The following is a 13,482-nucleotide window of genomic DNA, read 5'->3' as shown; positions in this document are numbered from 1 at the left end:
TGAGTGTGGCCGAGCAGATGGTCGCGGTGCTCCGCCAGGCCGGGGTGGAGCGGGTCTACGGCGTGGTCGGCGACAGCCTCAACCCCGTCGTGGACGCGATCCGCCGGACGGAGGGCATCGGCTGGGTGCACGTGCGCAACGAGGAGGCCGGCGCCTTCGCGGCCGCCGCCGAGGCCGAGCTGACCGGCCGCCTCGCGGTCTGCGCCGGCTCCTGCGGTCCCGGCAACACCCACCTGATCCAGGGCCTCTACGACGCCCAGCGCAGCGGCGTCCCGGTCCTCGCCCTCGCCTCGCACATCCCCTCCGGCCAGATCGGCACCGGCTTCTTCCAGGAGACCCACCCTGAACGGGTGTTCACCGACTGCAGCGGCTGGTGCGAGATGCTCTCCACGCCCGGCCAGCTGCCCCGGCTGCTGCGGGTCGCGATCCAGCACGCGCTCGGCGCCCGCGGCGTCTCCGTACTGGCCTTCCCCGGAGACGTCGCCGCGCTCTCCGCGGCCGGCCCGACCGGCACCAGCCACTTCCTCACCGAGCAGGCCGTCGCCGCCCCGCCCTGGTCCCAGGTGCAGGAACTCGGGCGCGCGCTCAACGCCGCTCGCCGGGTCGCGCTGTTCTGCGGCGCGGGCGTGCGGGCGGCGCACGCCGAGGTGATGGAGGTCGCGGCGGCCCTGCACGCGCCGGTCGGGCACTCCCTGCGCGGCAAGGAGTGGATCCAGTACGACAACCCGTACGACGTCGGCATGAGCGGGCTGCTCGGCTACGGCGCCTGCCACGAGGCGCTGCACTCCGCCGACCTCGTCCTGCTGCTCGGCACCGACTTCCCCTACGACTCCTTCCTGCCCCAGGCCCGCACCGTCCAGGTGGACCACGACGCCACCCGGCTCGGCCGCCGCACCGCCCTCGACCTCGCGGTGCACGGCGACGTCTCCGCCACCCTGCGGGCCGTGCTGCCGCTGCTGGAGCAGAAGACCGACCGCTCCTTCCTCGACGACATGCTGCGCCGCCACTGCCGCGCCCTGGAGGGCGTGATCGGCGCCTACACCCGGGACATCGAGAAGCACCTGCCGATCCACCCCGAGTACGTGGCCTCGGTGCTGGACGAGGTGGCCGCCGACGACGCGGTGTTCACCGTCGACACCGGCATGAACAACGTCTGGGCCGCCCGGTACCTGCAGCCCAACGGGCGCCGCCGGGTGATCGGCTCCTTCCTGCACGGCTCGATGGCCAACGCGCTGCCGCACGCGATCGGCGCCCAACTCGCTTTCCCCGGGCGGCAGGTGGTGGCGATGGCGGGCGACGGCGGGCTGTCGATGCTGCTCGGCGAGCTGCTGACGGTGGCCAAGCACCGGCTGCCGGTGAAGACGGTGGTCTTCAACAACGGCGCGCTCGGCATGATCAAGCTGGAGATGCTGGTCTCCGGCTACCCGGAGTCGGAGATCGACAACGGTGACGTCGACTACGCCGGGATCGCCCGGGCGATGGGCATCCCGGCCAAGCGGGTCACCGAGCCGGCCCGGGTGCGGGAGGTGCTGGCCGAGGCGCTGGAGCGGCCGGGCCCTGCCCTGGTGGACGTGGTCACCGACCCGAACGCGCTGTCCATCCCGCCGCACATCACCGCCGCCCAGCTGAAGGGTTTCGCGCTGGCCGCCGGCCGGACGGTGCTCTCCGGCGGCGTGGGCCGGATGATCGACCTGGCACGGTCCAACCTCAGGAACATTCCCCGCCCGTAGCGGCCCGACACACGCCCTTGCCTGTGGGGCAAAAAAATTGCCCACCCGGCACGTGAGGTGTCCACTGGACACATGACCACCAGCCCAGCCGGTCCGTCCGAGGCTCCCGCCGTCCCCGCCGCCGCCGTTCCCGTCGGCGACCAGGAGACGCAGGAGGTGGCCGGCCTCGCCGCCAGGCTGCGCGAGCACCGGCTCAGCAGCCGCCTCACCCTGGAGGTCGCCGCCGCCCGGGTCGGTCTCTCCCCAGCCTACTTGTCCCGACTGGAGACCGGACGCCGGCAGCCCTCACTGCCCGTCCTGCTCGGCCTCGCCCGCGCCTACGGCACCTCCGTGTCCGGCCTGCTCGGCGAGACCTTCACCGAGCCGGACCCGGTGGTGCGCGGCGGCGCGATCGAACCGGGCCGGGCCGGCGGCTGGGGCTACCGGCGGGCCGGCGCCCCCGGCCGGGCGATGCAGGCGCTGCGGGTGCACGTCCCCCCGGGCGTGCAGGACGCCGTCGTCCGCGTCCACCCCGGCGAGGAGTGGCTCTACGTCCTCCAGGGGCGGCTGAAGCTGACCCTCGGCGACCGCGTCCACATTCTGGAGGAGGGCGACTCCGCCCACTTCGACTCGCTCACCCCGCACTGCATCGCCGCCGACTCCTCGTCCGGGGTCGAACTGCTCTTCATGCACACCCTGCTGCAGAGCCCCGGCGGCGAACTCTGCCTCGGCGGCGGCCCCGCCGCCCCGCACCACTGACCCGATGTCAGGAAACCCGGAGGAGACCCCGATGGCCGAGACCGCCGCCACCCCCGCCCCGAGCGCCGTGCCCACCCCGGACACCAACGCGGAGGGTGCCCCGAAGACCATAGACGCCGGCAAGTGGGCCAACCGCCGCGTCTACCACCGCCTGGTGATCTACACCGCCGGGGGCCACCTCTTCGCCGGCTTCATCATCCTCCTGTTCGAACTGGGCAGCCGCAAGTAGCGGACCTCAGAGGCCCGTTCAGCACGTGAGCCGCGTTTCCAGGCCCCCGCCCCGGCCCCCGGGCCGCCCCCGGCCGCCGGGGCCCCGCCCCGGACGGCCCCGGCTCGCCCCTCAGGCCGTGCGCAGCACCTCGCACAGGGCGTCCAGGGCGGCCGGGAAGGCGTGGTCGGGCGGCGTGGCGTAGCCGACCACCAGGGCCGGCGCGGCGTCGGGGGCCGCGTTCCGCCCGGCGAGGTACCAGCCGAGGCCGGTGAGGACCAGGCCCGCGGCGCGGGCGCGGTCCATCAGCTCCGCCTCCGGCAGGGAGCCGGGCGGCAGCTCCAGGACGGCGTGCAGTCCGGCGGCGATCCCGGTGACCCGCACCCGCGGGGCCCGTTCGGCGAGCGCCGCGACCAGCAGGTCCCGGCGGCGGCGGTAGTGCAGCCGGCAGCGCCGCACGTGCCGGTCGTACCGGCCCGAGGTGATGAGCTCGGCGAAGGTGAGCTGGTCGGTCACCGGGCTCATGGTGTCCGCCGCCTCCTTGAGCGCGGCGACCGGTTCGACCAGTTCGTCGGGCAGCGCCAGCCAGGCCAGCCGCAGTCCGGGCGCCAGGCTCTTGGCGGCCGTCCCGCCGTACACCACCCGGTCCGGGTCGAGCGCCTGCATCGCGCCGAGCGGCTGCCGGTCGTAGCGGAACTCGCCGTCGTAGTCGTCCTCGATCACGTACCCGTCGTGCCCGCGGGCCCAGCGGACGGCGGCCGCCCGGCGGTCGGCGGCCAGCGCGGCGCCCGTCGGGAACTGGTGCGCCGGGGTGAGCAGCACCGCCCCCAGCCGCCCGCCGGCGCCCTCCCCGGCGCCCGACAGCTCCGCCAGCAGGTCCGTGCGCGCCCCGGAGCAGTCCAGCGGCAGCGGCGCGAGGCCGAGCCCGGCCGCCCGCAGGGTGTCCCGCTGCGGCGGCAGCCCGTACCCCTCGACGGCGATCCGCCCCGCGCCGCGCCCGCGCAGCGCGGCGGCCAGCAGGCCGAGGCCCTGGCCGAAGCCGGAGCAGATCAGCAGCCGGTCCGGGTCGGTGCGCACGCCCCGCACCCGGGCCAGGTAGCCGGCGAGCGCCCGCCGCAGCTCGATCCGCCCCAGCGGCGAGCCGTAGTCGAAGGCCTCGTGCGGGGCCACGGCCAGCGCCCGGCGGGCACTGGCCAGCCAGGCGGAGCGCGGGAACAGCGAGAGGTCCGGGCGCCCGGCGAGCAGGTCGTGCCGCCCGGTGGGGCGCCGCCCGGCCCGCACCTCGACCGGCCGGGCGGCGGGCCGGGGCGCGGCGCGTTCGGCGACCGTCGTCCCGGAGCCCCGCCGCGAGCTGAGCCAGCCCTCGGCGGTCAGTTGCCCGTACGCCTCCACCACGGTGTTCCGGGCGATCCCGAGGTCCTCGCCGAGCGCCCGGGAGGACGGCAGCCGGGTGCCGGGCGCGAGCCGCCCGTCCTGGACGGCCTCGCGCAGCGCGTCCTCCAGTGCCGCGCGCAGCCCGGCCCCGGCGGCGCGCCGTTCGCCGAGGTCGAGGTGCAGGTCGCCGCCGAACGCGGTCCAGGGGGCGGTGCCGCGGGCGGTGCCGCGGGCGGTGCGCGGAGGGCTGCGGTGGGGGCTCGGAGCGGGGCCGGGGGGCGTTCGGGGGCGGCTCATGGCGGGATTATCGCCGCAACCCCCGCGGCTCCCGGATGTCCGGTACATTGCGCCGGACGCGCGATCGCGATGGGGGTGGCGAACATGGCGTACCGGTACGGGAGTTCGGCGGTCCCGCAGCGAAGGCGGCGGCCCGGTGGCGGTGGCTGTCTGAGCGCCTTCTTCATGCTGCTCTTCTTCGTGGCCCTGGGCTACCCGCTCGCCCTGCCGGTCCTGATGCCCGCTCTCCTGGAGGCGCAGACCCCGCCGCAGCACGTCACGTCCGGGCAGGTGGCGATCCTGGTCGGCATCGCGTACGCGGTGGCGCTGCTGCTGGACCGGCAGGCCGGCCGGGCCCGCCGGGTCGCCCTGTGGGTGGTGCCCGCCCGCGCGGCCGGGCTGACCGCGGCCTCGTCGGCGGCCGCCCACCTGGTCGGCGCCCACCTCGTGCCGAAGGTCTTCGGCGGCCAGGATCCGGCCGCCGCGAACGGTGCCGCCCTGCAGTGCGTCGTGGTCGGCGCGCTCGCCTGGGCGTGGCGGACGCGCGTCCGGTCCTGGGCCGGCGACCCGTCGCCGCGGGTGCGGACGGCCTCGCGCCCGGTCCGCGGCGGCACCGCCCCGCGCGCCGCCACCGTCGCCCGTCCGGCGGCGGGGGAGGTGTGGGTGGCGATGGTGCCCTTCCGGGACCGCGCGGAGGCGGCGCGGCACTACTGCGTGGTGGTGGGCGCCCGGGCCGGGTACGCGGAGGTCCTGCAGATCACCAGCAAGGACAAGGAGCACCGGGCCGACTACATCCGGATGGAGAACGAGGGCTGGGACCGCACCGGCAAACCGTCCTGGGTCGAGATCGGCATGACGCCGCGCCGGGTGCCGTACGAGAGCTTCCTCTCCGACCACCCGCAGGGCCCCTGCCCGCCGCGGACCTGGCAGGAGATCCAGCGCCGGCAGACCGCCCTCGGCCCCGCCCGGCCGCCCCGCCCGCCCCGGCCGCGCCCCTCCGGCGGCCCGGCCCCGTCCTCCTCACCGCGCGGCCCCCGCCGTCCCTGACGGCCGGGCGGCGGACCTCCGGCGGCCCGTCCGGTGATCCGCCGGGCGCGGGCCGCCAGCGCCGGCGTCACGCGGACCGGTTAACGTCCGTCAGGGAAGCGACGGATGCCGACGCGAGGATGTGACAGGTGGACGGGGAAGACTTTCTGGCCGAGCGCTTCGAACAGCACCGGCCCCATCTGCGGGCGGTCGCCTACCGGATGCTCGGCTCGCTCAGCGAGGCCGAGGACGCCGTCCAGGAGACGTGGTTCAAGCTGAGCCGCTCGGACGTCAGCGAGGTCGCCAACCTGGGCGGCTGGCTGACCACCGTGACCGGCCGGGTCTGCCTGGACCTGCTGCGCTCGCGCGTCGCCCGGCGCGAGGACCCTCTGCAGGACCAGGACGGCCGGGAGGTCCGGCTGCCCGACCCGGTCATCGGCGCGGCCCGGGCCGTCGACCCGGAGCAGGAGATCCTGACCGCCGACTCGGTCGGCATCGCGCTGATGATCGTGCTGGAGACGCTGGCCCCGGCGGAGCGCCTGGCGTTCGTGCTGCACGACCTGTTCTCGGTGCCGTTCGACGAGATCGCCCCGATCCTCGGCCGCACCTCCGCCTCCACCCGCCAGCTCGCCAGCCGGGCCCGGCGCCGCGTCCAGGGGGCCGCCCCCGCGCCGGACGCCGACCTGGCGCTGCGCCGCGAGGTGGTGGAGGCCTTCCTGGCCGCCGCCCGGCGCGGGGACTTCGACGCGCTGCTCGCCGTCCTCGACCCGGACGTGGTGGCCCGCTCCGACGGCGGCGCCCTGCGCCCGGCCACCTTCCGGCGCGGCGCGGCCCAGGTGGCGGCCGGGGCGAGCCTGTTCGGCGCGCAGTTCGCCGGGGAGTCCCGCCTGGTGCTGGTCAACGGCGAACCGGCGGTGGCCGCCTTCGCCGACGGCCGCCCGGTCTCGCTCGCGGTGTTCACCGTGCGCGGCGGCCGGGTCGTCGAGCTGGACATCTTCACCGACCCGGAGCGCCTGGAGCGCCTCGGGCTCTCGGCGGACTGACGCCCCGCCAGGCCCGGCGCGGGGGGGGCCCCCGGGGGGGCCCGCCCCCCCCCGCGGGCCCCCCGCCCCCCCCCCCCCCCCCCCCCCCCCCCCCCCCCCCCCCCCCCCCCCCCCCCCCCCCCCCCCCCCCCCCCCCCCCGGGGGGCGCCGCCCCCGCCCCCCCCCGGGCGGGGGGGGGGGGGGGGGGCCCCCCCCCCCCCGGCGGGGCGCCCCGCGACAGCACCGCCGCCCGCACCGCCGCCCGCACCGCCGCCCGCACCCCGTCCCGCCCCGGTCCGCCGACCATGCCGGGTTTCCCCGCCCCGGCGGAACCCGGAAGGATGTCGAAAAAAATCTTTCCGGCGGATGTCGAGACCCGGCTGGGCGGCTCCGACCGAAGGTGAGAGCGCGCCGCACGGGGCACGCGGGACGGGAGGACACCCGAGATGAAGTACCTCGTCACGATCTACGGCAACCAGGCCAAGTGGGACGCGTTCCCGGCCGAGGAGTGGCCCGCGGCGATCGCCAAGCAGGAGGCGTTCAACACCAAGTACCGCGAGACCGGCGAACTCATCGGCGCCTACGGCCTCGCCGACGCGGCCGCCGCCCAGCTGGTCCGCCGCTCCGAGGGCCTGCCGGTCGTCACCGACGGTCCGTACCTGGAGACGAAGGAGTACATCGCCAGCTTCTACCTGCTGGACTGCGAGAGCCTGGAGCGCGCCCAGCGGATCGCCGCCGACATGCCGTTCGCGGACGTCGAGCCGGTGGAGCTGTGGCCGGTCCTGCACGAGTCCCCGGCGAACGCGGCGGACGTGTGAGCGTCGACCGGCTGCCGGATCCGGGCGGGTTCGGGGGCCTGCTGCGCGACCTCGCGCCGCAGGCCCTCGGGGCGCTGGTGCGCCGGTACGGGCGCGGGCAGTTCGACGCCTGCGAGGACGCCGTGCAGGAGGCGCTGCTGGCGGCCGCCACCCAGTGGCCGGCCGAGGGGGTGCCGGAGAACCCGCGGGGCTGGCTGGTGACGGTCGCCGGGCGGCGGCTGACCGACGCCGTGCGCAGCGAGGCGGCCCGCCGGCGCCGCGAGGACGCGCTCGCGCTGGCCACGCCGCAGTCCGCGCTGCTCAGCCCCGCGCCGGACGCCGCGGACGCCTCCGGCCGGGACGACTCCCTGCACCTGCTGTTCCTCTGCTGCCACCCGGACCTGTCCGCACCCAGCCGGATCGCCCTCACCCTGCGGTCCGTCGGCGGCCTCGGCACGGCGCAGATCGCGGCGGCGTTCCTGGTACCGGAAGCGACGATGGCGCAGCGGATCAGCCGCGCCAAGCAGACCGTGCGGGCGTCCGGACTGCCCGACGGTCCGTTCTCCGGGCGCCTGGCCGAGGTCCGCCAGGTCCTCTACCTGATCTTCAACGAGGGCTACACGGCGAGCACCGGCGACGACCTGACCGTGCCCGAACTGTCCACCGAGGCGATCCGGCTGACCCGGCTGCTCCTGAGCCTCGTGCCGGACGACGCCGAGACGGCCGGGCTGCTCGCCCTCATGCTGCTCACCGACGCCCGCCGTCCGGCGCGCACCGGGCCGGGCGGGGAGCTGGTGACGCTGGCGGAGCAGGACCGCTCGCTGTGGGACGCGTCGCTGATCGAGGAGGGCGTGGCCCTGATCACCCGGACCCTGCCGCACGGCCGGCCCGGGCCGTACCAGCTCCAGGCGGCGATCGCGGCCGTCCACGACGAGGCGCCGGACGCGGAGTCGACGGACTGGCCGCAGATCCTGGGCCTCTACGGCCTGCTGGCCCGGTACGGCGAGAACCCGTTCATCACCCTCAACCGCGCGGTGGCGCTGGCGATGGTCAGGGGCCCGGAGGCCGGTCTCGCCGCCCTGGCACCGCTGGAGGCGGACAAGCGGTTCGCCCGCCACCACCGCCTCTTCGCCACCCGGGCCCACCTGCTGGAACTCCTCGGCGACCCGGCGGCCGCCGAGGTCTACCGCGAGGCCGCCCGCCGGGCCACCAGCGCCCCGGAACGCCGGCACCTGACCGAGCGGGCCCGCCGCCTGGAGGCCGGCGTGCCCGACGACAACACCGGAGGAAGCACATGACCCAGCTCCTGAAGGTCCAGAACTTCAACGTGTCGAGCGACGGCATCGCCGCCGGCGAGGACCAGAGCCTGGAGCGGCCGTTCGGTCTCGACCACGCGGAGCGGCTGTTCTCCTGGGCCGGGGCGACGGCCAGCTGGCCGATGCGCACCGACCCCGGGGGCAGCCGGGGTCTGGACGACCACCTCACCCGGGACTACGCCCGCAACATCGGCGCCGAGATCATGGGCCGCAACAAGTTCGGTCCGCAGCGCGGCCCCTGGCAGGACCACGCGTGGCAGGGCTGGTGGGGGGACCGGCCCCCGTTCCGCACCCCGGTGTTCGTGATGACCCACCACGGGCGTCCGTCGATCACCCTCTCCGACACCACGTTCCACTTCGTCTCCGGCGACCCGGCCACCGTCCTGCGGCAGGCCCGCGAGGCCGCCCGGGGCAAGGACGTCCGTCTGGGCGGCGGGGTCACCACCATCCGCGAGTTCCTCGACGCCGACCTCGTCGACACGATGCACGTGGCGGTCTCCCCGCTGAAGCTCGGTTCCGGGCTGAAGCTGTGGGAATCCCCGGACGAGCTGCGCGACCGCTTCCACCTGGACGTCGTCCCCAGCCCGAGCGGCGTGACACACCACCTGTTCTGGCGGAAGTGACCTTCCGGCGGACGCGACCGACCACCCGACCGGCCCCGGGGGACCGCCGCGTCTCCCGGGGCCGCCCGCCGTTCCCGGAGACCGACGCATGATCGAACACACCATCGTCCGCGACGACGTGAGCCTCGTCTGCCACGACTGGGGCGGCGACGGTCCGCCGCTGGTGCTCCTGCACGGCCTCGCGGGGCACCTGGGGGAGTGGGACGCCCTCGCCCGCCGCCTGAGCCCCCACCGGCGGGTCGTCGCCGTCGACCAGCGCGGCCACGGCGCGAGCACCCGCCGCCCCGCGGACGTCTCCCGCGCCGCCCACGTCGCCGATGTCGCCGCCGTGATCGACCGGTTGGGCACCGGCCCGGTCACCCTGCTCGGCCAGTCCTACGGCGGCCACGCCGCGATGCTGACCGCCGCCGCCCACCCCGGCCTGGTCGAGGCGCTGGTGATGGTGGAAGCCGGCCCCGGCCGTACGACCCCCGAGGCGGTGGACGGGATCGGGGCCTGGTTCGCCTCCTGGCCCACCCCGTTCGCCACCCGGGAGGCCGCCGCGGAGTTCCTCGGCGGCGGCCCCGTCGGCGCGGGCTGGGCGGCCGGGCTGGAGGAGCGGGAGGACGGCTGGCACCCCCGCTTCGCGGCGGACGTGATGCTCGCGTCCCTCCGGGAGAACACCCACCGCTCCTGGTGGCCCGAGTGGAGCCGGATCACCTGCCCCACCCTGGTCGTCCTCGCCCGGTCCACGATCGTCGAGGCGGAGGATCTGGAACGGATGCTCCACCACCGCCCCGACACCACGGCGGTCAGCATCCCCGGCACCACCCACGACCTCCACCTCGAACGCCCGGAGGCGCTGGCCGCGCTGCTCGACGCCTGCCTCCACGACCTGCCGAGGACCTGACCGCCCGCCCCGGGGGGCCTGCCGTCCACCGACCGGTGGACGGCGGGTTCCACCGGGCAGGCGTGTCGCGGGCCGGGGCCGGTTGCGCAGGATCGCGGGTATGAATCAACTCCCCGTGCGGATGGCCCGCTGGAGCGCCCGGCACGCCCGGACCGCCATCGCCGGCTGGTTCGCCTTCGTCGTCCTCTGCCTCGGCGTCGGCGTGGCCGCCGGCACCCGTGAGGCCACCACCGAGGACTACCGGGTCGGCGAGGCCGGGCGTGCCGAGGCGATCGCCGCCGAAGGGGGCCTGGAGCGCCGGCCCGTGGAACACGTCGTCATCCGCTCCGCCGCCGGGCGACTGGACGCGGCCGCGGCGGCCGCGGCGGCCCGGGACGTCGCCGCGCGCATGCGGGCACTGCCCGGGGTGGCCGGGGTCGCGGAGCCCGTCCGGTCACCGGACGGCGAGGCCGTCCGGGTCTCCGTGGTGCTGAAGGGGCCCGAGCTCGAAGGACGGAAGAACGTCGTCCCGCTCCTGGAACAGACCGCGAAGGCGCAGGAGGCCCACCCGGGACTGATCGTGGAGGAGACCGGCTCGCCCTCCGTCAGCAAGGGCGTCAACGAGCAGCGCGGGAAGGACCTCGCGCTCTCCGAGCGCATCACCCTGCCGGTGACGCTCGTGACGCTGCTGCTCGTCTTCGGCTCGGTGGTGACGGCCTGCGTGCCGCTGCTGCTGGCGCTCTCCTCGATCGCCGCCGCCCTGGGCCTGTCCATGCTGGTCTCGCACCTCGTCCCCGACGCCGGGGTCGGGACCAACATGATCCTGCTCATCGGCCTCGCGGTGGGCGTCGACTACACCCTCTTCCACCTGGAGCGCGAACGCGAGGAACGGGCCCGCGGCGGCGGGCGGCTCGCGCCGGAGGCCCTGGTGGAGCTGGCGGCCGCCACCGCGGGGCGGGCCGTCCTCGTCTCCGGTCTCGCCGTGATCGTCTCCACCGCCACCCTCTACCTGGCCTCGGACGTCATCTTCTCCTCGCTGGCGACGGGCACCATCCTGGTCGTGGCGGTCACCGTGGCGAGTTCGCTGACCGTGCTGCCCGCCCTGCTGGTGACGATCGGCCGCCGCGCCGAGCGCCGCGCCGGGCGCCGCGCCGGACGCAGGGCGTCGAGGTACCGCTTCGGGCGCCGCACGGCGGACGGCCCCGGCCGGGTGGTCGCCGCCCTGCTCCGGCCCGCGCAGCGGCACCCCGCGCTCACCCTCTGCCTCTCGGCCCTCCTCATGCTCGGCCTGGCGGCGCCCGCCCTCGGCCTGAAACTCGTCGACCCCGGCAAGGACACCTTCTCCCGCGACATCCCCGCGATGCGGGTCCACGACCGGCTCACCGCCGCCTTCCCCGAGCTCCTGACCCGGCACGAGGTCGTCACCCGCGCCGCCCCCGACCGGGCCGCCGAGGTGAAGCGGGCCCTGAACGACCTCGGCCGGCGGGCGCAGGCCGACCCGCTGTTCGCCGCCGGCGCCGAACCGGTGCTGCGCACCTCCGCCGACGGCCGGATCGCCGTCCTGGAGCTGGCCGTCCCGTTCCCCGCCTCCTCGACCGAGGCGATCACCTCCCTCGACCACCTCCGGCGGGTCCATCTGCCCGCCACCGTCGGCTCGTTGGCGGGAACGCGGAGCGCGGTGAGCGGGGACGTGGCGCGGGGCCGTGACTACGTGGCACACGAGCGCTCGACGCTGCCGCTGGTCGTCGGCCTGCTGCTGCTGGCCACCTTCCTGATGACCCTCTGGGCGTTCCGCTCGCCGGTCCTCGGGCTGCTCGGCGTCGTCCTCAACCTGCTGTCCGCGGCGGCCTCGCTGGGCCTGCTGGTCGCGGTCTTCCAGGGGACGTGGGCCGAGGGCCTGCTCGCCTTCGACTCGCTGGGCGCGATCGCCTCCCGGGTGCCGCTGTTCCTCTTCGTGATCCTGTTCGGCCTGTCGATGGACTACCAGGTGTTCGTGGTCAGCCGGATCCAGGAGTTCGTCCGCGCCGGGACGCCGGCCCGCGAGGCGGTCCTCGCGGGGATCGGCCGGTCGGCCCGGGTGGTCACCAGCGCGGCGGTCGTGATGGTGACGGTGTTCGGGGCCTTCGTCGCCCTGCACCTCACCGAGATGAAGCAGATGGGCTTCTGTCTGGCCGTGGCCGTGCTGCTGGACGCCGTGGTCGTCCGGCTCATGGTGCTGCCCTCGGCCCTGCTGCTGCTCCGCGACACGGCCTGGTGGCCGCCGAAGCGCCCCCGCCCCCGGCCGCGCCCCCGGCGGGCGATCGTAGGCTGACCGTCATGACGCGTCTCCCGCAGTCCGACGACCGGTTCCGGTTACGCGCGCTCCGCCGGTGGTACGTGGCCGGGTGGGTCGTCCTGGGGATCTTCCCCCCGGTCGTCTCCGTGCTCGACGACGCGGGCGCCACCGCGTACTGGTCGATCGGGCTGTCGGCGGCGCTGGCCCTCTGCTACGCGGGCGTCTCGGCCCGCCCCAGGCGTCCGGTGCTGCGGCCGCAGGCCTTCCTGGGCGTGCTCGTGGCCGCGATGGGGGCACTGGCGCTCGTCCGCGGCGACGGCGCGGCGCTGTTCATCGTCTCGCTCCCCCAGTTCTGGCTGCTCGCCGGGAGCCCGCGCCGGGCGATCGCCCTCAGCGCCCTCGCCGCGGCGGCCACCGTGACCGGCATCGTCCGTCACCAAGCCTGGGACGCCCAGGAGTTCGCCGCGGGCAACGTCGTCTTCACCGTGATCGGCTGGCTGGCGGGCGTGCTCGTCGGGCTCGGGGTGGTCCGGATCGTCGAGCAGAGCGACGAGCGCGCCGGCCGGCTGGGCGCCGAACTGGAGGCCGCCCGGCTGCGGTTGGCCGAGGCGCACCGGCTGCAGGGCGCCACCGAGGAGCGCGAGCGGCTCGCCCGGGAGATCCACGACACCCTGGCGCAGGGGTTCGCCTCCATCATCGTGCTGGCGGAGGCGGCCGCCGCCGGCCTCGGCACCGACCCCAGGCGGGCGGCCCGGCACCTGCTCTCGATCGAGCAGACCGCCCGGGAGAACCTCGCCGAGGCGCGGGTGCTGGTGGGATCGGCCCCGCAGAGCGGGCTCGCGCCCGGCTCGATCGCCGCGACCCTGCGCCGGACCCTGGACCGGTTCACCGAGGACACCGGGCTTCCCGTGACGGCGGAGCTGGCGGACGTCGTGTGCGACCGGCCGACCCGGATCGCGCTCCTGCGCTGCACCCAGGAGTCGCTGGCCAACATCCGCAAGCACGCGGCCGCCTCCCAGGTGGCGGTCGTCCTCGCGCCGGGCGCCTCCGGCGTCGAACTGGAGATCACCGACGACGGAAAGGGGTTCGTGGTGCGGGACTCCCGCGGCTTCGGACTCAACGGCATGCGCCGACGGCTCGCCGAACTCGGCGGCGAGCTCACCGTGACCAGCTCCGTCGGCGACGGCACCCGTGTGCTCGCCGCCCTCCCCGCCGACGGACGGGGGTGA

The 13,482-nt window shown here is 76.0% G+C and carries 12 protein-coding genes; 11 read left to right on the top strand and 1 reads right to left on the bottom strand.

What is annotated here, in order from left to right; genetic code table 11:
* The first annotated feature begins 17 nt into the window (after nucleotides 1–17).
* The 3 genes from ABT093_RS04175 (at nucleotide 18) to ABT093_RS04165 (ending at nucleotide 2,697) form a co-directional block, all read left to right on the top strand.
* Nucleotides 18–1,730: a pyruvate dehydrogenase gene (locus ABT093_RS04175; protein ID WP_502884130.1), complete on the top strand. Its 1,713-nt coding sequence runs from the start codon at nucleotides 18–20 to the stop codon at nucleotides 1,728–1,730.
* 72 nt (nucleotides 1,731–1,802) lie between these two features.
* Nucleotides 1,803–2,468 (top strand): helix-turn-helix domain-containing protein, encoded by a 666-nt coding sequence (locus tag ABT093_RS04170; protein ID WP_350560167.1) that lies wholly within the window; start codon nucleotides 1,803–1,805, stop codon nucleotides 2,466–2,468.
* A gap of 31 nt (nucleotides 2,469–2,499) precedes the next feature.
* Nucleotides 2,500–2,697: a DUF6126 family protein gene (locus ABT093_RS04165; RefSeq protein WP_350560165.1), complete on the top strand. Its 198-nt coding sequence runs from the start codon at nucleotides 2,500–2,502 to the stop codon at nucleotides 2,695–2,697.
* A gap of 111 nt (nucleotides 2,698–2,808) precedes the next feature.
* Here ABT093_RS04165 and pdxR read toward each other — a convergent pair whose 3' ends face one another.
* On the bottom strand, nucleotides 2,809–4,347 hold the full coding sequence (gene pdxR, locus ABT093_RS04160; RefSeq protein WP_350560163.1) for a MocR-like pyridoxine biosynthesis transcription factor PdxR: 1,539 nt from the start codon (nucleotides 4,345–4,347) through the stop codon (nucleotides 2,809–2,811).
* 84 nt (nucleotides 4,348–4,431) lie between these two features.
* Here pdxR and ABT093_RS04155 point away from each other — a divergent pair, with 84 nt between their 5' ends.
* From ABT093_RS04155 to ABT093_RS04120, 8 genes are all read left to right on the top strand, one after another.
* Nucleotides 4,432–5,373 carry a hypothetical protein gene (locus ABT093_RS04155; RefSeq protein WP_350560161.1) on the top strand — a complete coding sequence of 314 codons (942 nt, stop codon included), beginning with the start codon at nucleotides 4,432–4,434 and terminating at the stop codon, nucleotides 5,371–5,373.
* A gap of 128 nt (nucleotides 5,374–5,501) precedes the next feature.
* On the top strand, nucleotides 5,502–6,395 hold the full coding sequence (locus ABT093_RS04150) for a sigma-70 family RNA polymerase sigma factor (RefSeq protein ID WP_350560159.1): 894 nt from the start codon (nucleotides 5,502–5,504) through the stop codon (nucleotides 6,393–6,395).
* Between the two features lie 425 nt (nucleotides 6,396–6,820).
* Complete coding sequence (locus ABT093_RS04145; RefSeq protein WP_350560157.1) at nucleotides 6,821–7,192, top strand: YciI family protein; 372 nt, start codon at nucleotides 6,821–6,823, stop codon at nucleotides 7,190–7,192.
* Entirely contained in the window at nucleotides 7,189–8,469 is a 1,281-nt protein-coding gene (locus ABT093_RS04140; RefSeq protein ID WP_350560155.1) for an RNA polymerase sigma factor, read from the top strand. The genes ABT093_RS04145 and ABT093_RS04140 overlap by 4 nt, the downstream gene beginning before the upstream one ends.
* Nucleotides 8,466–9,110 carry a dihydrofolate reductase family protein gene (locus ABT093_RS04135; protein WP_350560153.1) on the top strand — a complete coding sequence of 215 codons (645 nt, stop codon included), beginning with the start codon at nucleotides 8,466–8,468 and terminating at the stop codon, nucleotides 9,108–9,110. Before ABT093_RS04140 ends, ABT093_RS04135 begins: the two co-directional genes overlap by 4 nt.
* 88 nt (nucleotides 9,111–9,198) lie before the next feature.
* Nucleotides 9,199–9,999, top strand: a complete 801-nt coding sequence (locus ABT093_RS04130; protein WP_350560151.1) for an alpha/beta fold hydrolase — start codon at nucleotides 9,199–9,201, stop codon at nucleotides 9,997–9,999.
* A 100-nt stretch (nucleotides 10,000–10,099) separates the two neighbouring features.
* Nucleotides 10,100–12,289, top strand: coding sequence for an MMPL family transporter (locus ABT093_RS04125; protein ID WP_350560149.1), 2,190 nt, complete (start codon nucleotides 10,100–10,102; stop codon nucleotides 12,287–12,289).
* Between the two features lie 5 nt (nucleotides 12,290–12,294).
* Complete coding sequence (locus ABT093_RS04120; protein WP_350560147.1) at nucleotides 12,295–13,482, top strand: sensor histidine kinase; 1,188 nt, start codon at nucleotides 12,295–12,297, stop codon at nucleotides 13,480–13,482.

This window comes from Kitasatospora sp. NPDC002551, assembly GCF_040296005.1.
GTDB lineage: Bacteria > Actinomycetota > Actinomycetes > Streptomycetales > Streptomycetaceae > Kitasatospora.
The sequence above is the reverse complement of the archived record's forward strand: the minus strand, read 5'-3'. Positions and strand labels throughout refer to the sequence as shown.